Genomic DNA, 18,396 nt, shown 5'->3' on the forward strand with positions numbered 1-18,396 from the left:
GCCGACCCGGCAGAAACTCGCGTGAGTTTCTGCCGGGTCGGCGTGTTCGGATCAGTGACCGTGGCCGTGACCGTGGCCGGCGGCCGCGGCGGGCTCCGCCTCCTCCGGCTTGTCCACGATCAGCGTCTCGGTGGTCAGCAGCATGCCGGCGATCGAGGTCGCGTTGGTCAGCGCCGACTTGGTCACCTTGACCGGGTCCAGGATGCCCTGGGCGATCAGGTCGCCGTACTCGCCGGTGGCAGCGTTGTAGCCGGTGCCGACTCCGCCCTCGCGGACCTTGGCGACGATCACGTAGCCGTTCTCGCCACCGTTCTCGGCGATCCAGCGCAGCGGCTCGTCGATCGCCTTGCGGACGATCCGCACGCCGAACGCCTCGTCACCCTCCAGCCCGAGGTCGCCGTCGAGAACAGCCGCCGCGTGGATGATCGCGGAGCCACCGCCAGGGACGATGCCCTCCTCGATGGCCGCGCGGGTCGCCGAGACGGCGTCCTCGATGCGGTGCTTCTTCTCCTTCAGCTCCACCTCGGTGGCGGCGCCGACCTTGACCACGCAGACGCCGCCGGCCAGCTTGGCCAGCCGCTCCTGCAGCTTCTCGCGGTCCCAGTCGCTGTCCGAGGCCTCGACCTCGGCCTTGATCTGGTTGACCCGGCCGGCGACGGCAGCGTGGTCGCCACCGCCCTCGACGATGGTGGTGTTCTCCTTGGTGACCACGACGCGGCGCGCGGTGCCGAGCACGTCGAGGCCGACCTGGTCGAGCTTGAGGCCGACCTCAGGCGCGACGACCTGACCGCCGGTCAGGATCGCGATGTCCTGCATCATCGCCTTGCGGCGGTCACCGAAGGCCGGCGACTTCACCGCGACGGCGTTGAAGGTGCCGCGGATCTTGTTGACGACCAGGGTGGAGAGCGCCTCGCCCTCGACGTCCTCGGCCAGGATGAACAGCGGCTTGCCGGCAGCGATGACCTTCTCCAGCACGGGAAGCAGCTCGGCGATCGCCGAGATCTTGCCCTGGACCAGGAGGATGTAGGGGTCGTCGAGGACGGCCTCCATCGACTCCGGGTCGGTCACGAAGTACGGCGACAGGTAGCCCTTGTCGAACTGCATGCCCTCGGTGAAGTCGAGCTCGGTGCCCATGGTGTTGGACTCCTCGACGGTGATGACGCCGTCCTTGCCGACCTTGTCGAAGGCCTCGGCCAGCAGCGCGCCGATCTCGGAGTCACGGCTGGAGACGGTCGCGACCGCGGCCATGTCCTCGACCGAACCGACCTCGCGGGCCGCCTCGGAGAGAGCCTTGCCCAGCGCCTCGCCGGCAGCGTCCATGCCCCGCTTGAGACCCATCGGGTTGGCGCCGGCGGCGACGGCCCGCAGGCCCTCGTGCACCATCGCCTGGGCGAGCACGGTCGCGGTGGTGGTGCCGTCACCGGCGACGTCGTTCGTCTTGGTGGCGACCTCCTTGGTGAGCTGGGCTCCCAGGTTCTCGAACGGGTCGTCCAGCTCGATGTCGCGCGCGACGGTCACACCGTCGTTGGTAATCGTGGGGGCGCCCCACTTCTTGTCGAGGACCACGTACCGGCCCTTCGGGCCGAGGGTCACCTTGACGGTGTTGGCGAGGGCGTCGACGCCCCGCTCGAGAGCGCGGCGGGCGTTCTCGTCGAACTCGAGGATCTTGGGCACTACTACTCCTTCAAAACAGTTGTGTGCCTGAGCGGGTCGGAACCGACTCGCTCAGGCACACACCGATGGATCGAATGATCAGCTGACGACCGCGAGCACGTCGCGCGCGCTCAGGATCAGGTACTCGGAGCCCGCGTACTTGACCTCGGTGCCGCCGTACTTGCTGTAGATGACCTTGTCGCCGACGTTCACGTCGAGCGGGACCCGGTTGCCGTTGTCGTCGATGCGGCCGGGGCCGATCGCGAGGACCTCGCCCTCCTGGGGCTTCTCCTTGGCGGTGTCCGGGATGACCAGGCCGGAAGCCGTGGTCTGCTCGGCGTCGAGCGGCTGCACGACGATCCGGTCCTCGAGGGGCTTGATGTTGACCGACACGATGTCGACCTCCACTTTCACACGTTGTTGGAACTGCTCAGCGTTGGGGTGTTTCAAGCTTGGTGCCTGCTTCAGGAGTACGCCGTCGCGGGGGTCGTACGCCGTCACAGGCGCTGGCACACTCACGGGGAGAGTGCCAACACAGAACTTAGCACTCGCCCCAACCGAGTGCCAACGGCGGGGCTCCCCTCGGTCTGCGCCATGATGTGCCGGTGGACCTGGACGCCTTCGAGTGGCTGTTGACCGAGCCGGGTCAGCGGCTGCTGGAGAGCGCTACCGCAGCCCCGGAGGATCCGCTGCGAGCCAGCGCCGTGCTGCGCAAGCAGGGCTCGGCGGAGCACGTGGCCGCTGCGCTGACGCAGGTCGACCTGCGCCGTCGGGCGACGGAGAAGTTCGGGCCGAGCGCGGCGCGGATGTACTTCACCCCCGACGGCCTCGAGCAGGCCACCCGGCTGACCGTCGCCCGCCACCGGGCGGCCCGGCTGGTGGCTGCCGAGGTGGGCACCGCGATCGACCTCGGCTGCGGCATCGGCGGCGACCTGATCGCGACCGCGGAGGCCGGCATCACGGTGGCAGGGGTCGACCTCGACCCGGTCCGGGTTGCCGTCGCCCGGGCGAACCTCGCCGCCCTCGGCCTGCCCGGCGCGGTTGCGGTCTCGGACGCGACGACCGTCGACCACAGCGGGTTCGACGTCGCGTTCGCCGACCCGGCCCGGCGCTCGGCGCGGGGCCGCAGCTTCTCCGTCGACGACTGGACTCCCCCGTGGCCGTTCGTCCTCGGCCTGCTCGAGCGGAACGCCTGCGTGAAGGTGGCGCCGGGGATCCCGCACGAGCTGATCCCCGAGGGCGTCGAGGCCGAGTGGGTCAGCGACCACGGCGAGGTCAAGGAGGCGGCTCTCTGGTCGGGCGGACTGGCCAGCGCGGCGCGGCGTGCGACGGTGATCGGCGAGGGCGGCCTGGCGACGTTGACCGAGGAGGACGACCCTGGAGCCGCTGTCCGGGAGGTCGGCGAGTTCCTCTACGAACCCGACGGAGCGGTGATCCGCGCCGGTCTGGTGACCGCGGTCGCCGAGGGCGTCGGCGGCGGCCTGGTCGACGAGCACATCGCCTACGTCACCGGCGACGCGGCCTTCCGCACCCCGTTCGCCCGGGGCTACCGGGTCCGCGAGGAGCTGCCCTACCGCGAGAAGCAGCTGCGCGGCGCCCTGCGCGAGCGTGGCATCGGCCGGCTGACGATCAAGAAGCGCGGCGTCGCCGTGGTCCCCGACGAGCTCCGGAAGCGGCTCGCCCTGTCAGGCGATGCCGAGGGCACGATCGTGCTCACCCGGGTCGCCGGACAGGGCGTGTGCCTGCTGGTCGAGCCGTTCTGACTACTTCCAGACCTTCACGTAGTCGACGTTCATCGTCGCCGGCACTGGCGCGCGACCGTCGTACTCGTTGCCCGCCGCACCGAGGGCCTGCGTCAGCGCCATGATGTACGGCTTCTGGAAAGCCGCGTCGCCCGAGGTGTTCACCAGGCAGGTCTTGCCGTTGACCTGGATCTCCAGCCGGTTCGCGCTCCAGATCAGCGTGTAGGTGTTGTAGACCCCGCGCTGCGCCGCGCAGTTCCAGGCGGTGTTCGTGCCGGGCGTCACCGGCATGCCGTAGCCGTAGTGCAGGAACGGCACCACCAGGTTCGGGTAGTAGGAGTACAGCTCGGCGACGTCGATCTCGCCGGACATCGGCCAGATGCCGCTGGAGTAGCGGTCGTCCGGCCACATCCAGAACGCCTCGTGCAGACCCTGGAACGACGACGCCGTGTTCTTCATGCGGACCTCGAAGCGCCCGTACTGCTGGCTGAACAGCCGGTAGGTGAAGACGCTGCCACCGATGTAGTTGGTCGGGCCGCTCATCCCCCCGAAGGAGCAGCTGACCGGGGTCGAAACCTTGCGAACGGTGAGGTTCAGGGTCCCGCCACCGACGTTGACCACCGACGGGTCGTCGACGTAGCAGGCGTGGGTGGCCTGGACGCCGGAGGCGAACTGGGTCTGCACCGCCCACTTGGACCGGTCCAGGCTGGTGCCGCTGAAGTCGTCGACGAACGAGCAGCTCCACAGCGAACCGTCGGCCTTGGCCGGACGAGTGCCGCAGCTGTCGCTGCCGGCCGGCTTGACCACGACCGTACGGCTGGTCGTCGTGGTGCTCGCGGCACGGAGAGCGGTGCTCGTCGTGGTCGCCGCCGGGACCCGCGCGGTGTAGGTGCGGTGGTGCACCTTCACCCGGCGCGCGGTCACCCAGACCTTGCCGACCCGCTTCTGGATCTTGACCGACTTCACGTGGGCCGAGACCCGGCCCTTGACCACGAACTCGTGCCCCACCCGGTGCACGCTCGGCGTCCCCACGACGGTGTGCGGACGCGACGAGGCGTTCGACGGCTGGGCCAGGACGAACGTCCCGGTGACGGCCAGCAGCAGCGCAACGGCGTACTTCATCTCGACTCCTCCCAGAGGGAAGGTGTCGAGGAACAACTGCGGCGATCTTCCGATCGCCGGCCCCCGGTACGGCACCTGCCCTAATCGATGAGTCCACTTTAGGGCATTATGTCCGTTTTGTCACCTTAAGCTGAATGGCGGAGGCTCCCCGGGCCGTAGGTCCCGGAGCCTCTACTTCACGATCGGCAGGGATCAGCCTTCTGCCAGCAGTTCGTCCAGCTTCTCGTAGCCGTCGACGATGCCGTGCTCCATCCCGCTGGCGATCGCCGAGTCGCGCTCCTCCACGCTCGAGCCGACGCTGCGGATGACCAGGCGCGTACGACCGCCCGGCAGCGGCTCCAGCGTCAGGATCTCGAGCGCGACGGCGTCCGGCGAACCCCGGAAGGTGAAGGTCTGCACGATCCGCTCGTTCTCGCGGACCTCGTGGAACGAGCCGTAGAACTCGAACGCGTCCTCGCCGCGGCGGTGGGTGTAGGCGTAGCGGCCGCCGGTGCGGGCGTCGAACTCCTCGACCGTCATCTCCAGGTCCCGCGGCCCGAGCCAGCGCTTGAGCAGCTCGGGGTCGGTGTGCGCGCGGAAGACCTTGTCAGGCGTCGCGTCGAACTCGCGGACGAGGTCGATCCACGGCACGCCGGCCGGGGCGTCGATCGTGGTCTCCGGGTGGGTGGTCATGGTCGTCATGATGCTCCTCGGTTGGTGTCGAGGTTGCTCGCGGAGTCCATCTCGGCCAGCACGCCGTCCAGGCGCTGGTAGCGCGCCTCGGCCTGGGCGCGGTAGCGCTCGATCCACTTGGTCATCAGGTCGAACACCTCCGCTTCCAGGTGGACCGGGCGCCGCTGGGCGTCCCTGCCCTTGGTGACCAGACCCGCCTCCTCGAGCACCTTCAGGTGCTTGGAGACCGCCTGAAGCGACACGTCGTACGCCGAGCCGAGCTCGCTCACGGTCGCGTCACCGTCAGTCAGCCGGGCGACGATGTCGCGCCGGGTCGGGTCCGCCAGAGCGCTGAACACCCGGGAGAGCCGATCCTCCGCCGCCGCCTGCTGAGCCATGTCGCACTCCTGTGCCGATTGAGCCTGTCAAAATCAACCTCTTGGTTGATAACAACCATGCCCGGGTTCGCGGGCATTGTCAACCGTCGAGTTGAATACGTTCGGCCGTGATCGACGTGTCCTCCCCGTGCCCGGTGTGCACCTACTCGTAGTGCGGCGTGCCCTCAAGCGCCTGAGCGACGAGCACCCAGGGCGAGTCGGGGAGTGGATCCCCGTTGTTGACGTACACGTTCTCGATGGACCCGAGCAGAGCTCCGAAGGCTTCTAGGAAACCGTCGAGGCCCTCGTGCTCCCAGCCGTCGGCCCCTCGGGCGAGGTCCGCACGGACCAGTTCCACGGCAGCAAGAACCTGATCACGACCCGCCAGTACGCCATCGTCGCTCAAAGACCCATCCGTTCCTTCTCGATATGTAAAACGGTGTCCTCGCCGTGCCCGGTGTGCACCACGGTCTCGTCCGGCAACGCGAACAGCTTCGCGCGGATCGATTCGACGATCAGGTCGGCGTCGCTGAAGGAGCGCCCGGTCGCGCCCGGTCCCCCGTGGAACAGGGTGTCGCCGGTGAACACGCATCCGAGCTCCGGCGCGTAGACGCAGACGGCCCCCGGAGCGTGGCCCGGGGTGTGCAGGATGCGCAGCGGCGTACCGGCGACGGTGAGCTCCATGCCGTCGTGCAGGTCGACGTCCCAGAGGTTCTCGGTGTGGGTGAGGTCCCACAAGGGCTTGTCCGCGGGGTGCAGCAGGATCGGCGCGACGACCCGCTCGCGCAGCGCCGGCGCGACGCGGACGTGATCGTCGTGGGCGTGGGTGCACAGGATCGCCTTGACCTTCCGGTCTCCCACCACCGCCATGATCCCGTCGACGTCGTGCGGGGCGTCGATGACGACGCACTCCTCGTCATCGCCGATGACCCAGACGTTGTTCTCGACCTCGAAGGTCTGCCCGTCCAGGGAGAAGGTGCCGCTGGTGGTTCCGTGGTCGACACGGGCCATCAGAGAACCACGACCGAGCGCAGCACGTCGCCGTGGTGCATCTTCTCGAAGGCGACCTCGATGTCGCCGATGCCGATCTCCTCGCTGACGAAGGCGTCCAGGTCGAGCCGGCCCTGGCGGTAGAGGTCCACCAGCATGGGGAAGTCGCGCGAGGGCAGGCAGTCGCCGTACCAGCTCGACTTCAGCGAACCGCCGCGGCCGAAGACGTCGATGAGCGGGATGTCGGGGACCTTCATGTCGGGCGTCGGGACGCCGACGAGGACGACGGTTCCGGCCAGGTCGCGCGCGTAGAAGGCCTGCTTCCAGGTCTCCGGGCGACCGACGGCCTCGATGACCACGTCGGCGCCGAACCCACCGGTCAGCGCCTGGATCGCTTCGACCACATCGCCCGCACCGGCGTTCACCGTGTGCGTGGCGCCGAGCTTCTTCGCGCCCTCGAGCTTCCGGTCGTCGAGGTCGACGGCGATGATCGTGCCCGCTCCCGCGAGCGCAGACCCGGCCACCGCTGCAGCGCCGACGCCGCCGCAGCCGATGACGGCGACCGACGTGCCGCGGGTGACGTTGCCGGTGTTGATCGCAGCGCCGATGCCGGCCATCACGCCGCAGCCGAGCAGGCCGACAGCAGCCGCTCGCGCGTCCGGGTCGACCTTGGTGCACTGGCCGGCGGCCACCAGCGTCTTCTCGATGAAGGCGCCGATGCCCAGCGCCGGGGACAGCTCGGTGCCGTCCTCCAGCGTCATCTTCTGGGTGGCGTTGAAGGTGGCGAAGCAGTACCACGGCTCGCCGCGGTTGCAGGCCCGGCAGTCACCGCACACGGCACGCCAGTTCAGGATCACGAAGTCGCCCGGAGCTACGTCGGTGACGCCCGGTCCGACCGCCTCGACCACGCCCGCGGCCTCGTGGCCGAGCAGGAACGGGAAGTCGTCGTTGATGCCGCCCTCGCGGTAGTGCAGGTCGGTGTGGCACACCCCGCAGGCCTGGACCTTCACCACGGCCTCGCCCGGGCCCGGGTCCGGGACGTTGATGGTGACCAGCTCGACGGGTGCTCCCTTGCTCCGGGCGATCACGCCCTGGACCTGCTGCATCGATGTCTCCTCGCGTGGTGGGACTCCTCCTCGGCGACCCTCTCACCCGGGCTGAGAAACACAACAGGTCTCGTGCAACCTTTTCCGCGCTCGTCACGTCCGGAGGGGTGAAAGGAGGTGCATGATGCTCACGACCACAGGAGACGCAACCGTGACCGATCTCAGCCGCGACACCGCGACGGACTTCGAGAGCTGGATGGCCGCCCGGCAGCACAAGCTGCTGCGCACCGCGTACCTGCTGACCGGAGACGTGCACACGGCCGAGGACCTCACCCAGACCACGTTGGCCAAGGTCTACCTGGCCTGGGACCGGGTCTCGGCCGCGCAGTCGGTGGATGCCTACGCGCGCAAGATCATGGTCAACGAGCACACCTCCATGTGGCGCCGGCTGTGGCGCCACCGCGAGACCGTGACCGACACCAGCACCCACGATGTGCCGGTGGCGGCGAACGAGTACGACGGCGTCGGCGCCGCGCTCTGGGACGCGGTCACCGCGCTGCCCGAGCGGCAACGCGCGGTCGTCGTCCTGCGCTACTACGAACAGCTCTCCGAGAAGGAAGCCGCCGAGGCCCTCGGCGTCTCGCTCGGCACCGTCAAGTCCCAGGCCAGCCGTGCGCTGGACACCCTCCGGTCGCGTCTCGGCGACCGCACCGATCTTGCTGGATGGGAGGCCAACTGATGAACGGCCCCATGAACGACGACCTGACCAACACGCTGAACAAGCGCGCGGACGACTTCGCGCGCCTCGGCGGCCACGACCTCGACCTGGCCCAGGTCGTCTCGCGCGCCGGGGAGATCCGGCGCGGGCGGCGGATGCGCGCCTCGATCGTGATGGCGGCGGTGACGGTCGCGATCGCCGTGCCGGTCGGGGTGACCGTCCTCGGTCAGAACGACACCTCCCGCAAGCCGGAGCCGACGCCGACGACGCAGGCGCCCGCAGACCACAGCAAGATCATCATGGCCGACCTCACGCCGGGTGCGAAGCCGAAGCTCGGCGTGGTCCTCAAGGGCTCCGTGGAGACGCAGGACGGCACCGTCACGCTGCCGTCGATCTACGGCGACGAGCTCGCGACCCCGCAGCTCGTCAGCGCCTACGCCACCCGGGACGGCTACATGCTGGTCTCCAGCGACGACTCCGGGAACAACACCGTGCGCTACTGGAGCCAGACCGATACGACGCAGACCAAGACCTGGCCGATCGACGGCAACGTGGTCGTCTCCGCCGAGGGCAACGTCGCCGCGTTCACCCAGCCGGACGGAACCGTCACGGTCGTGCAGGACGACGGCAGCCTGTACTTCGACCTGGGCAAGATCCCGGACCCCGGTGCGTTCACCGCGGTCGGCGTGAGCGGCGAGAACTGCTCGGGACGCTCGGACCTGGAGGACTCCTGCGAGGTGCTGGTCGGCACCCAGGGACAGATCCAGCAGACCTGGCAGATCGACGCGCACGGCAAGACCTCCCAGGTCTACCCGGACTTCCAGCGCGTCTCCGACATCAGCGCCGACGGCGACGTGGCGGGCATCGTCTCCTACACCGACAGCGGCGCCTGCTCGGAGGTGGAGACCAAGGACGGTGCGAAGCTCTGGGAGTCCTGCACCTACCGGATCATCTCGTTCTCGCCCGGCGGTGAGTACGTGCTGGCCGCCAACGTCGAGAACGACGGCCTCGGCGACAAGGACCTGACCATCCTGAACGCGAAGACCGGCGACGTCGTGCTCCACCTCGAGACCGTGGCCAGCTCCTACATCCCCCAGATGATCTGGGAGGACGCCAGCCACGTCCTGGCCGTGGTCAGCGACGAGCTGAGCCAGTCGGTGCAGCGGATCGCCCTGAACGGCAACCGCACCAACGCGTTCCCGATCACGCCGAACCCGGAGAACGGCTACGCGTTCCACCTGGTGCAGCCCTAGACGTTCAGGACCAGCTCCACCGGCATGGAGGAGTCCGCAGGAAGATCCAGCGGCGAGGGTCGTCGCCCCCGGGCCACCATCTCGGCCCCGAGGGCGGCGACCATCGCGCCGTTGTCGGTACAGAGCCCGGGTCGGGGCACGCGGACCCGGATGCCGAGCTTGGTGGCACGCTCCTCGGCGACGTAGCGCAGCCGCGAGTTCGCGGCGACTCCTCCGCCGATGAGGATGTCCTCGATGCCCTCGGTCGCGGCGGCGTCGAGCGCCTTGCGGACCAGCACGTCCACGACCGCCTCCTGGAACGCGGCGGCGACATCGGCGACGGGCACCGGCTCACCGGAGGCAGCCTTCGCCTCGACCCAGCGGGCGACCGCGGTCTTCAGGCCGGAGAACGAGAAGTCGAAGCGGTGCCGCTCCAGATCGCGCTTGGAGGTCAGGCCGCGCGGGAAGTCGATCGAGACCGAGTCGCCCTCGCGCGCCACCCGGTCGATGTGCGGGCCACCGGGGAACGGCAGCCCGAGCAACCGGGCGACCTTGTCGAAGGCCTCACCGGCCGCGTCGTCGATGGTCGCGCCCAGCGGCGTCACGGTGTCGGTCACGTCGTCCACGCGCAGGATCGAGGAGTGCCCGCCGGAGACGAGCAGCGCCAGGCACGGGTCCGGCAGCGGACCGTGCTCGAGCTGGTCGACGGCGACGTGCGCGGCCAGGTGGTTGATGCCGTAGAGCGGCTTCTCGAGCGCGATCGCGAGCGACTTCGCAGCCGCGACCCCGACGAGCAGCGCGCCGGCCAGGCCGGGGCCGGAGGTCACCGAGATCGCGTCGACGTCGGTGAGCGCGATGCCGGCGGTCTCGCAGGCCCGCTCGATCGTCGGGACCATCGCCTCGAGGTGGGCACGGGAAGCGACCTCGGGAACGACGCCGCCGAAGCGGGCGTGCTCCTCGACGCTGCTGGCGACCGCATCGGCGAGCAGTGTGTGCCCGCGGACGATGCCGATGCCGGTCTCGTCGCAGGAGGTCTCGATGCCGAGGACCAGGGGCTCGTGCGCGCTCATGCGCGGCCTCCGCAGCCGGCGACCAGCGGCAGCCGCATCACCACGGCGTCGGTGCCGTCGCGGTAGTAGCGCGGGCGCCGGTCGATCTCCACGAACCCGCGGGCGGCGTAGAAGGACAGTGCACCCGTGTTGTCGGCACGCACCTCCAGCAGCATCCGGTCGGCGCCGGTGCTCGGGGCGTGCGCGACGACCTCGTCGAGCAGCGCGGTGGCCAGGCCGCGGCGGCGGGCGTCCTCGGCGACGCCGATCCGCTGGAGCTCGGCGATGTCGCCGGCGTACGAGGCGACGGCGTATCCCTGGATCCCGTCGTCCTCGGCCACCAGGTAGGAGATCGTCGGCAGGCCGCCCTCGATGCCGTCGCGGACCAGGTTCTCGCTCCAGGCGTCAACGCCCTGGGTCAACGCCTCCAGCTCGACCACCGCGGGCACGTCGGCTGTCCGGGCCTCGCGGATCATGACGCCCTCTCGATCGCGTCCGGACGGCGCAGGTAGAGCGGCTCGGGGTCCAGCAGCGCGAAGCGCTCGCGGACGACCACGTCGCACAGCACCGCGGCGTCCGGGTGCTCGGGGCCGGCGGAGTTCGGGAAGGCCTCGGGGTAGAGCAGCGCGCCGCGGCCGATGACCAGCGCGTCCGTGGCGGCCTCGGCGGGCTTCACGACGTCGGGGCCGCCGATCCGCTGCCGGCTCGCGTAGGAGGCCAGGTAGACCTCCTTGCGGCGGGCATCGGTCGCGATCGAGAACTCGTCGTGACCGGCGTCCATCGCCTCGGCGGCGAGGATGTCGAGCGTGCAGACCCCGTAGACCGGGATGCCGAGCGCGAACGCCATAGTCCGGGCGGTGACCAGACCGACGCGCAGGCCGGTGAACGGACCGGGGCCGACCCCGACGGCGACCGCGGAGACGTCGCGGCTGGTGGCACCGGCCTGAGCCAGCACGTCGGCGATGCCCGGGGCGAGCATCTCGCCGTGCCGCATCGCCTCGCTCGAGGCGTACTCGGCCACGACCCGGTCGCCGTCGTGCAGGGCGACGGTGACGTGCGGGGTGGCGGTGTCGAAGGCGAGCAACATCGGGTTCAACCTAGTCCGAGGTCGACGCCGGTCCAGCGGGCACCCACCGGTGTGACGGTCATCGTGCGGACGTCGTCCGCCGCCCGGTGCAGGGTGATCTCCAGCCGGTCGGTGCTCAACGCCTCGGCCAGCCCCGAGCCCCACTCGACGACCGTGACAGCCTGATCGACGTCGGTGTCCAGGTCGAGGTCGTCCAGCTCCGCGGAGTCGCCGAGCCGGTAGGCGTCCACGTGGATCAGCGCCGGGCCACCCACCAACGACGGGTGCACCCGCGAGATCACGAACGTCGGCGAGGTGACCGAGCCGCGGACCCCGAGGCCCTTGCCGAGCCCCTGGGTGAAGGTCGTCTTCCCGGCGCCGAGGTCACCGGTGAGGATCATCAGGTCACCGCCGCGCAGCACTGCGGCGAGACGCTCGCCGATGGCGGTCGTGTCCTCGGGTGTCGGAAGGGTGAGCCGGGTGGGCAGCAGTCGCTGCAGGTGCAGCTGCGGGCCGTGCCGGTCGACCTCGGTGTAGCCGTGGCGCTGCCAGAACTGCACGGTCTTCGGCAGCTCGGTGCGTGCTTCCAGGATCAGGCCGGCATGTCCGCGCTGGCGGGCGACCGCCTCGGCGCGCTCGGCCAGCAGGCTGGCGACCCCGTGCTTGCGTGCGTCGGTCAGCACGCCGACCCGGCGCAGGCCGAGCAGCTCGCCGTTCACGAACAGCAACGCCCCGACGGGCTGGCCGTCGTGCACCGCGAGCAGGCCACCGTTCTCGGCGAGGGCCGCCGCCACCGACTCCTCGGTCTCCTCCAGGGCGGTCGAGGGCGGGTCGAGCACGGGACGACCGGCGAACGCGCCGTGGATCACCGCGACGACGTCGGCGGCGCGCTCGGCGCCCACCTCGAGGATCTCGGTCACACGAGGGACCCGTCGTCATCGGTCCACCGCTTCGCGACGCGGTTGGCCGATCCGCCCATCCGGGTGACGATCTCGTAGGAGATCGTGCCGCAGGCCTCGGCCCACTCCTGGGCCGTCGGCTCGCCGTTCGTGCCCGGGCCGAACAGCACGACCTCGTCGCCGGCGACGGTGCCGCGCGGCGCCTCGGCGACGAACTGGTCCATGCAGACCCGGCCGAGGATCCGGCCGCGGTGGCCGCGGATCTGCACCGGGCCGAGCGAGGAGGCGTGCCGCGGGATGCCGTCGCCGTAGCCGAGCGGCACCAGGGCCACCCGCATCGGGCGCTCGGCGGTGAACGTGTGCCCGTAGGAGACCGCGTCACCGATCGCGAGGTCCTTGGTCAGGGCCGCCTTGGCGTGCACGGTCATCGCCGGCTCGAGCTCGAGGTGGTCGATGTTGGTCACGTGCGGGGCCGGCGAGAGCCCGTACGCCGCGATGCCGAAGCGGACCAGGTCGTACCACGAGCTCGGGCGGAGCAGCGCCGCCGCCGAGTTGGCCAGGTGCCGCACCTCCGGCTCCAGGCCGGCCTTGTCCGCGACCTCGAGCGCGGCCTCGAAGGCCTCCTCCTGGAGGTCGTTGGAGGCGTGCTCGGGCTCGTCGGAGCAGGCGAAGTGCGACCAGATGCCGGCGACCTTCACGTGCCCGGCCTTCTCGGCCTTCGCGGCCGCGTCGACCAACCCCTTCCAGGTCGACAGGGGCGCACCGCCCCGGGACAGCCCGGTGTCGACCTTGAGGTGCACCCGGGCGACCTTGCCGGTCGCGGTCGCGCCCTCGACGATCTCCTCGAGCTGCTGGGTCGAGTACGCCGCCACGTCCACGTCCGCCTCGATCAGCGGGCCGTAGTCCTCGCCGGGCATGCCGAGCCACGCGAGCATCCGGCCGGTGTCGCCCTCCTCGCGCAGGTCCAGGGCCTCGTCGCGGTCAGCGACGCCGAGCCAGGTCGCGCCACCGGCACGCGCCGCCCTGGCGCTGCCGAAGAGTCCGTGCCCGTAGCCGTCGGCCTTGACCACGACCATCACCGCAGGGCCGTCGGATCCGGCTGCGACCGCGTCGCAGAGCTTCTCGACGTTGCGGCGGATGGCACCCAGGTCGACGACGATCTCGGCGCGGCGGTAGTCCTCGTGCTCGCTCATGGTGCTGCTCAGTCTTGCAGGCCGGACGTCAACCCCGAGACGACGGTCGCGACGGCGTCCGCGACACCCTCCGGAGTGACCGGCCCACCGCCGCCGGCCACGGTCGCGGCGGCCCCGTGGAGCCAGGACCCGACGGAGGCGGCGTCGAACGGTTCGAGCCCGGACGCGAGGAGCGCCCCGATCACGCCGGCGAGCACGTCGCCGGCTCCGGCCACGGCCAGCCAGGGCACGCCGCTGGTGGTGACCCGGACGCGGCCACCCGGGTCCGCGATCAAGGTGTGCCGGCCCTTGAGCAGCACGGTGCAACCGAAGTGCGCGGCGGCGCGGCGGACGTGCCCGAGCTGGTCGGCCTCGACGGCGTCGCGCTCGGTGCCGAGCATGCTCGCGAGCTCACCGGCGTGCGGGGTGAGGACGAGCCGACTGTGCCCGGGCTCGACGTGCGGCAGGGCGGCGGCATCCGCGACGACCGGTACGCCGTCGGCGAGGCAGGCGGCGAGCAGCACGTCCACGTCGTCCCCGCCGCCGGGACCGACGACCCAGGCCTGGACGCGGCCGACGCTCGCGACGATCCCCGGATGGCGTGCGCGTACCTCGTCGGCCGCGGGTCCGTCGTACCGGACCATGCCGGCCAGGCCGCAGGAGGCGCCCGAGGTGGTCAGCACTGCTGCCCCGGTGTACTCCGGCGACCCGGCCCGTACGCCGACCACGCCACGGGTGTACTTCTGGGCAAACGGGTCCGGGCGCGGCACCAGGACAGCGACATCCGCGGCCTGCAGCGCCTGGATCGGCGGTTCCGGGAGGTCGAGGTCGAGTCCGACGAGGTCGACCACCCCGCAGGCCGAGGCCGCCGGGTCGACCAGGTGGCAGGGCTTGTGGGTGCCGAAGGTGACGGTGAGGTCGGCGACCACGTGCGGGCCGTCCAGCTCACCGGTGTCGACCCCGACCCCGGAGGGAACGTCGACCGCGACGACCGGCACGTCCCGGAACAGGCCGAGGGCCTCGACCGCGTTCGGACGGAGCCCGGGGCGGCCGCCGATGCCGACGATGCCGTCGACCACCACGTCCGGCCGGGTCGCCGTCGTGGTGTCGACGACGCGACCGTGGCGCGCGAGCAGGGCGGCCAGTCCAGCGGCGTGCACCTGCTCGGAGAGCAGGATCGCCTCGACCGCGGCACCGCGTCGCGCCAGCTGCGCGCCGGCGTACAGGGCGTCCCCGCCGTTGTCCCCCGAGCCGACGAGCAGCAGCACCCGACGGCCGTAGACGCCACCGAGCAGGTCGGCGATCGCCACGGCCAGCCCGGTCGCGGCCCGCTGCATCAGCGCGCCCTCGGGCAGGCGGGCGAGCTCGACCTCCTCGGCCGCACGGACCTGCTCGACGGTGTGGGCGGCGCGCACGATCAGTCCAGGGTCAGGAAGGCGATCGCGACACCGCCGTCGTGGGTCAGGGACAGGTGGGTGCCGGTGACCCCGAGCTCGTCCGCCCGGGCGCGCACGGTTCCGCGTAGCTCGAGCGTCGGCTGGCCCGAGGGCAAGGAGACGACCTCGGCGTCGTGCCAGGCCAGGTTGCCGGGGGCGCCGAGAGCCTTCGCCAGCGCCTCCTTGGCGGCGAACCGGGCGGCCAGCGACTCGATCGGCAGCGCGGCCTCGGCCGGCGTGAACAGCTTCTCCCGCAGCGCCGGGGTGCGGTCCAGGGACGCCTGGAACCGCGCGATGTCGACCACGTCGACGCCGACCCCGACGGTCATGGACGGATCACTCGACCGTGACGGACTTCGCCAGGTTGCGCGGCTGGTCGACGTCGTGGCCCATCAGCGTCGCCAGCTCGCAGCTGAACAGCTGCAACGGCACGGTCGCCACGACCGGCTGCAGCAGCGTCGGGACCGTCGGCAGCGGGATCAGCAGGTCGGCGTACGGGAGCACCTCGTCGTCGTCCTCCTCGGCGAGGACGATCGTCAGGGCACCGCGGGCGCGGATCTCCTGGATGGCGCTGATCATCTTGTCGTGGAGCTGGTCCCGGCCACGCGGCGGGACGACGCAGAAGACCGGCAGGCCCTGGTCGATCAGCGCGATCGGGCCGTGCTTGAGCTCGCCGGCGGCGAAACCCTCGGCGTGGATGTACGCGAGCTCCTTGAGCTTGAGCGCACCCTCGAGGGCCACCGGGAAGCCGGCGTGCCGACCGAGGAAGAGCACCGACTTGGCGTCCTTGAAACGCTCGGCCAGGTCGTAGACGCGCTGGGCGTCGCCGAGCACCCGCTCGAGGTGGGCCGGCATCTGGCTGAGCTCGCGGACGACCGCGGCGATCTCGTCGCCGAACTTCGTGCCGCGCACCTGCGCCAGGTAGAGACCGAGCAGGTAGCAGGCGATGAGCTGGGTCAGGAAGCCCTTGGTGGAGGCGACGCCGATCTCGGGACCGGCGTGGGTGTAGATGACCGCGTCGGACTCGCGCGGGATCGTCGACCCGTTGGTGTTGCAGATCGCGAGCACCCGGGCCCGCTGCTTCACCGCGTGCCGGATCGCCATCAGGGTGTCGGCGGTCTCGCCGGACTGGCTGATCGCGACGACCAGGGTGTTCCGGGTCAGGATCGGGTCGCGGTAGCGGAACTCGTGGGCCAGCTCGACCTCGCACGGGATCCGGGTCCAGTGCTCGATGGCGTACTTGGCCACCATGCCCGCGTAGTTCGCGGTGCCGCAGCCGATGATGATGATCTTGTCGATCTCGCGGAGCTCGTCGTCGCTGATCCGGACCTCGTCGAGCTGGAGCAGCCCGGACTCGTCGTGCCGGCCGAGGAGGGCATCGGCGACCGCGCGCGGCTGCTCGAAGATCTCCTTGCGCATGAACCAGTCGTAGCCGTCCTTCTCGGCGGACGCGAGGTCCCAGTCGACGTGGTAGCGACGGCCCTCGGCGGGGTTGCCGTCGAAGTCGCTGACCTCGACGCCGGCACGGGTGATCGTGACCACCTGGTCCTGACCGAGCTCGAGCGCTTCCCGGGTGTGCTCGATGAAGGCGGCGACGTCGGAGCCGATGAAGTTCTCGCCCTCGCCGATCCCGACGACCAGCGGGGAGTTGCGGCGCGCGGCGACCACGCGGGTGGGGTCCTCGGCGTCGACCGCGACCAGGGTGAACGCGCCCTCGAGCCGGCGGCAGACCGCCTGCATCGCGGCGGTCAGGTCGGCGCCGGCGACGACCTCGAGCTCGATCAGGTGCGCGGTGACCTCGGTGTCGGTCTCGGACTTGAGGTCGTGGCCGGCGCGCTCGAGCTCGTCGCGGAGCCGGGCGAAGTTCTCGATGATGCCGTTGTGCACGACCGCGACGCGGCCGGTCGCACCGAGGTGCGGGTGGGCGTTCACGTCGTTCGGCGCACCGTGGGTGGCCCAGCGGGTGTGCCCGATCCCGGTGGTCGACGGCGGGAGCGGGGACTCCTCGATGGCCTTCTCGAGGTTGGCCAGCTTGCCGGCGCGCTTGTCGCTGGCGATGGTGCCGTCGGTGACCAGCGCGATGCCCGCGGAGTCGTAGCCGCGGTACTCCAGGCGCCGCAGCCCCTCGATGACGACGTCCCGGGCCTGTTGCTCGCCGACGTATCCCACGATCCCGCACATAGGGCTGAGTCTAGGGGGTCCGCACGGGCGGACCGAGCTGCGTGAGCGGGGCGAGTGAGCGGGGCCACGCGACGTACTGGAAGAATCACGGCATGGCCAACGGCACCCCGACCGGCGAGGCTTCGCCGTACGTCGAGCTGGACCGCGAGGCCTGGGCAGAGCTCGGCGGACGTACCGACCAACCGTTGAGCGCCGAGGAGATCAACCGGGTCCGCGGCCTGGGCGAGCAGCTCGATCTCGACGAGGTCCAGCAGGTCTACCTGCCGCTGTCCCGCCTGCTCAGCCTCTACGTCGAGGCAGCGGGCTCGCTGCACCGCGCCCAGGAGGACTTCCTCGCCCGCCCGACGCCGCCGCGCACCCCCTTCGTGATCGGTCTCGCCGGCTCGGTCGCGGTCGGCAAGTCCACCACTGCCCGGGTGCTGCAGCAGATGCTGGCGCACTGGCCGGCGCACCCGCAGGTCGCCCTGGTCACCACCGACGGCTTCCTCCACCCCAACGCCGAGCTGGAGCGACGCGGGATCCTGCACCGCAAGGGCTTCCCGGAGTCCTACGACCGCAAGGCGCTGCTGAGGTTCGTGATCGACATCAAGTCGGGCAAGGACGAGGTCGAGGCCCCGGTGTACTCCCACCTCGTCTACGACGTCACCGACGAGAAGGTCGTGGTCCAGCGCCCCGACATCGTGATCGTCGAGGGCCTCAACGTGCTGCAGCCGGCCCAGACCCGGCCCGACGGACGTACCGGTCTCGCGGTCAGCGACTTCTTCGACTTCACCATCTACGTCGACGCCGCGGCCAACGACATCAAGCAGTGGTACACCGAGCGGTTCCTGCGGCTGCGCGAGACGGCGTTCCGCGACCCGCAGTCCTACTTCGCCCGGTACGCCGGGCTCTCGCACGACGAGGCGATCGCTGAGGCCGGTCGGATCTGGGACGAGATCAACGGACCGAACCTGACCAGCAACGTCGCGCCGACCCGGTCGCGCGCGACGCTGGTGCTGCGCAAGGACCACGACCACTCGATCCGCTGGGTGCGGTTGCGCAAGCTGTAAGACCCTCGTCATT

Annotated in this window: 20 protein-coding genes; 4 read left to right on the forward strand and 16 right to left on the reverse strand. The window is 70.7% G+C overall.

The genetic code is table 11. The annotated features are described in order from the left end of the window. Nucleotides 1-51 precede the first annotated feature (51 nt). Entirely contained in the window at nucleotides 52-1,674 is a 1,623-nt protein-coding gene (gene groL / locus EFL95_RS00775; RefSeq protein WP_123232160.1) for a chaperonin GroEL, read from the reverse strand. Nucleotides 1,675-1,752: 78 nt separating this feature from the next. Beyond that, nucleotides 1,753-2,046 carry a co-chaperone GroES gene (gene groES, locus EFL95_RS00780; protein WP_123232658.1) on the reverse strand — a complete coding sequence of 98 codons (294 nt, stop codon included), beginning with the start codon at nucleotides 2,044-2,046 and terminating at the stop codon, nucleotides 1,753-1,755. A 212-nt stretch (nucleotides 2,047-2,258) separates the two neighbouring features. On the opposite strand from groES, the gene EFL95_RS00785 reads away from it, so the two are divergent. After that, entirely contained in the window at nucleotides 2,259-3,416 is a 1,158-nt protein-coding gene (locus EFL95_RS00785; protein WP_123232161.1) for a class I SAM-dependent methyltransferase, read from the forward strand. On the opposite strand, the gene EFL95_RS00790 is transcribed toward EFL95_RS00785, so the two are convergent. The 6 genes from EFL95_RS00790 to EFL95_RS00815 form a co-directional block, all read right to left on the reverse strand. Then, a complete protein-coding gene (locus tag EFL95_RS00790) occupies nucleotides 3,417-4,517 on the reverse strand; it encodes a glycoside hydrolase family 16 protein (RefSeq protein ID WP_123232162.1) in 1,101 nt (366 codons plus the stop codon). A gap of 192 nt (nucleotides 4,518-4,709) precedes the next feature. After that, entirely contained in the window at nucleotides 4,710-5,198 is a 489-nt protein-coding gene (locus tag EFL95_RS00795; RefSeq protein WP_123232163.1) for an SRPBCC family protein, read from the reverse strand. Continuing rightward, on the reverse strand, nucleotides 5,195-5,566 hold the full coding sequence (locus EFL95_RS00800) for an ArsR/SmtB family transcription factor (RefSeq protein WP_123232164.1): 372 nt from the start codon (nucleotides 5,564-5,566) through the stop codon (nucleotides 5,195-5,197). Before EFL95_RS00800 ends, EFL95_RS00795 begins: the two co-directional genes overlap by 4 nt. 142 nt (nucleotides 5,567-5,708) lie before the next feature. Further along, the gene (locus EFL95_RS00805) at nucleotides 5,709-5,951 is read right to left on the reverse strand and encodes a DUF7660 family protein (protein ID WP_425463950.1); all 243 of its coding nucleotides are present in this window, start codon (nucleotides 5,949-5,951) and stop codon (nucleotides 5,709-5,711) included. Continuing rightward, a complete protein-coding gene (locus tag EFL95_RS00810; RefSeq protein WP_123232166.1) occupies nucleotides 5,948-6,556 on the reverse strand; it encodes an MBL fold metallo-hydrolase in 609 nt (202 codons plus the stop codon). Before EFL95_RS00810 ends, EFL95_RS00805 begins: the two co-directional genes overlap by 4 nt. Then, complete coding sequence (locus tag EFL95_RS00815) at nucleotides 6,556-7,641, reverse strand: S-(hydroxymethyl)mycothiol dehydrogenase (RefSeq protein ID WP_123232167.1); 1,086 nt, start codon at nucleotides 7,639-7,641, stop codon at nucleotides 6,556-6,558. The genes EFL95_RS00810 and EFL95_RS00815 overlap by 1 nt, the downstream gene beginning before the upstream one ends. Nucleotides 7,642-7,792: 151 nt before the next feature. Here EFL95_RS00815 and EFL95_RS00820 point away from each other — a divergent pair, with 151 nt between their 5' ends. Together EFL95_RS00820 and EFL95_RS00825 are read left to right on the forward strand one after the other, a co-directional pair. Next, a complete protein-coding gene (locus tag EFL95_RS00820) occupies nucleotides 7,793-8,320 on the forward strand; it encodes a SigE family RNA polymerase sigma factor (protein ID WP_246004737.1) in 528 nt (175 codons plus the stop codon). Then, complete coding sequence (locus EFL95_RS00825; protein ID WP_183406969.1) at nucleotides 8,320-9,552, forward strand: hypothetical protein; 1,233 nt, start codon at nucleotides 8,320-8,322, stop codon at nucleotides 9,550-9,552. The genes EFL95_RS00820 and EFL95_RS00825 overlap by 1 nt, the downstream gene beginning before the upstream one ends. Here the strand turns inward: EFL95_RS00825 and tsaD are convergent. Genes tsaD through glmS form a run of 8 tightly spaced genes read right to left on the reverse strand, consistent with a single transcriptional unit; the run spans nucleotide 9,549 to nucleotide 17,334 of the window. After that, on the reverse strand, nucleotides 9,549-10,601 hold the full coding sequence (gene tsaD / locus EFL95_RS00830; protein ID WP_123232169.1) for a tRNA (adenosine(37)-N6)-threonylcarbamoyltransferase complex transferase subunit TsaD: 1,053 nt from the start codon (nucleotides 10,599-10,601) through the stop codon (nucleotides 9,549-9,551). The genes EFL95_RS00825 and tsaD overlap by 4 nt on opposite strands. Continuing rightward, on the reverse strand, nucleotides 10,598-11,056 hold the full coding sequence (locus tag EFL95_RS00835) for a GNAT family N-acetyltransferase (protein ID WP_123232170.1): 459 nt from the start codon (nucleotides 11,054-11,056) through the stop codon (nucleotides 10,598-10,600). The genes tsaD and EFL95_RS00835 overlap by 4 nt, the downstream gene beginning before the upstream one ends. Beyond that, the gene (gene tsaB, locus EFL95_RS00840) at nucleotides 11,053-11,667 is read right to left on the reverse strand and encodes a tRNA (adenosine(37)-N6)-threonylcarbamoyltransferase complex dimerization subunit type 1 TsaB (protein WP_123232172.1); all 615 of its coding nucleotides are present in this window, start codon (nucleotides 11,665-11,667) and stop codon (nucleotides 11,053-11,055) included. The genes EFL95_RS00835 and tsaB overlap by 4 nt, the downstream gene beginning before the upstream one ends. Before the next feature lie 5 nt (nucleotides 11,668-11,672). Continuing rightward, nucleotides 11,673-12,566 carry a tRNA (adenosine(37)-N6)-threonylcarbamoyltransferase complex ATPase subunit type 1 TsaE gene (gene tsaE / locus EFL95_RS00845; protein WP_123232173.1) on the reverse strand — a complete coding sequence of 298 codons (894 nt, stop codon included), beginning with the start codon at nucleotides 12,564-12,566 and terminating at the stop codon, nucleotides 11,673-11,675. Beyond that, nucleotides 12,563-13,738 (reverse strand): alanine racemase, encoded by a 1,176-nt coding sequence (gene alr, locus EFL95_RS00850; protein ID WP_123232174.1) that lies wholly within the window; start codon nucleotides 13,736-13,738, stop codon nucleotides 12,563-12,565. Before alr ends, tsaE begins: the two co-directional genes overlap by 4 nt. An 8-nt stretch (nucleotides 13,739-13,746) precedes the next feature. Further along, nucleotides 13,747-15,132 (reverse strand): bifunctional ADP-dependent NAD(P)H-hydrate dehydratase/NAD(P)H-hydrate epimerase, encoded by a 1,386-nt coding sequence (locus EFL95_RS00855; RefSeq protein WP_123232175.1) that lies wholly within the window; start codon nucleotides 15,130-15,132, stop codon nucleotides 13,747-13,749. A 2-nt stretch (nucleotides 15,133-15,134) separates the two neighbouring features. Next, nucleotides 15,135-15,482 (reverse strand): holo-ACP synthase, encoded by a 348-nt coding sequence (locus tag EFL95_RS00860; protein WP_123232177.1) that lies wholly within the window; start codon nucleotides 15,480-15,482, stop codon nucleotides 15,135-15,137. A gap of 7 nt (nucleotides 15,483-15,489) precedes the next feature. Further along, nucleotides 15,490-17,334 (reverse strand): glutamine--fructose-6-phosphate transaminase (isomerizing), encoded by a 1,845-nt coding sequence (gene glmS, locus EFL95_RS00865; protein ID WP_123232178.1) that lies wholly within the window; start codon nucleotides 17,332-17,334, stop codon nucleotides 15,490-15,492. A 92-nt stretch (nucleotides 17,335-17,426) separates the two neighbouring features. Between glmS and coaA the strand changes: the two genes are divergently transcribed. After that, complete coding sequence (gene coaA / locus EFL95_RS00870; protein ID WP_123232179.1) at nucleotides 17,427-18,383, forward strand: type I pantothenate kinase; 957 nt, start codon at nucleotides 17,427-17,429, stop codon at nucleotides 18,381-18,383. The last annotated feature ends 13 nt before the right edge of the window (nucleotides 18,384-18,396 follow it).

Origin of the sequence: Nocardioides marmorisolisilvae (genome assembly GCF_003725775.1) — a bacterium.
GTDB classification, from domain to species: Bacteria; Actinomycetota; Actinomycetes; order Propionibacteriales; family Nocardioidaceae; genus Marmoricola; species Marmoricola marmorisolisilvae.

What these genes read in the sequence shown, in the direction of transcription:
- EFL95_RS00790 (WP_123232162.1), bottom strand. Translation starts at nt 4,517, where the DNA reads ATGAAGTACGCCGTTGCGCTGCTGCTGGCCGTCACCGGGACGTTCGTC.
- EFL95_RS00795 (WP_123232163.1), bottom strand. Translation starts at nt 5,198, where the DNA reads ATGACGACCATGACCACCCACCCGGAGACCACGATCGACGCCCCGGCC.
- EFL95_RS00800 (WP_123232164.1), bottom strand. Translation starts at nt 5,566, where the DNA reads ATGGCTCAGCAGGCGGCGGCGGAGGATCGGCTCTCCCGGGTGTTCAGC.
- EFL95_RS00810 (WP_123232166.1), bottom strand. Translation starts at nt 6,556, where the DNA reads ATGGCCCGTGTCGACCACGGAACCACCAGCGGCACCTTCTCCCTGGAC.
- EFL95_RS00815 (WP_123232167.1), bottom strand. Translation starts at nt 7,641, where the DNA reads ATGCAGCAGGTCCAGGGCGTGATCGCCCGGAGCAAGGGAGCACCCGTC.
- EFL95_RS00825 (WP_183406969.1), top strand. Translation starts at nt 8,320, where the DNA reads ATGAACGGCCCCATGAACGACGACCTGACCAACACGCTGAACAAGCGC.
- tsaD (WP_123232169.1), bottom strand. Translation starts at nt 10,601, where the DNA reads ATGAGCGCGCACGAGCCCCTGGTCCTCGGCATCGAGACCTCCTGCGAC.
- EFL95_RS00835 (WP_123232170.1), bottom strand. Translation starts at nt 11,056, where the DNA reads ATGATCCGCGAGGCCCGGACAGCCGACGTGCCCGCGGTGGTCGAGCTG.
- tsaB (WP_123232172.1), bottom strand. Translation starts at nt 11,667, where the DNA reads ATGTTGCTCGCCTTCGACACCGCCACCCCGCACGTCACCGTCGCCCTG.
- alr (WP_123232174.1), bottom strand. Translation starts at nt 13,738, where the DNA reads ATGAGCGAGCACGAGGACTACCGCCGCGCCGAGATCGTCGTCGACCTG.
- EFL95_RS00860 (WP_123232177.1), bottom strand. Translation starts at nt 15,482, where the DNA reads ATGACCGTCGGGGTCGGCGTCGACGTGGTCGACATCGCGCGGTTCCAG.
- glmS (WP_123232178.1), bottom strand. Translation starts at nt 17,334, where the DNA reads ATGTGCGGGATCGTGGGATACGTCGGCGAGCAACAGGCCCGGGACGTC.
- coaA (WP_123232179.1), top strand. Translation starts at nt 17,427, where the DNA reads ATGGCCAACGGCACCCCGACCGGCGAGGCTTCGCCGTACGTCGAGCTG.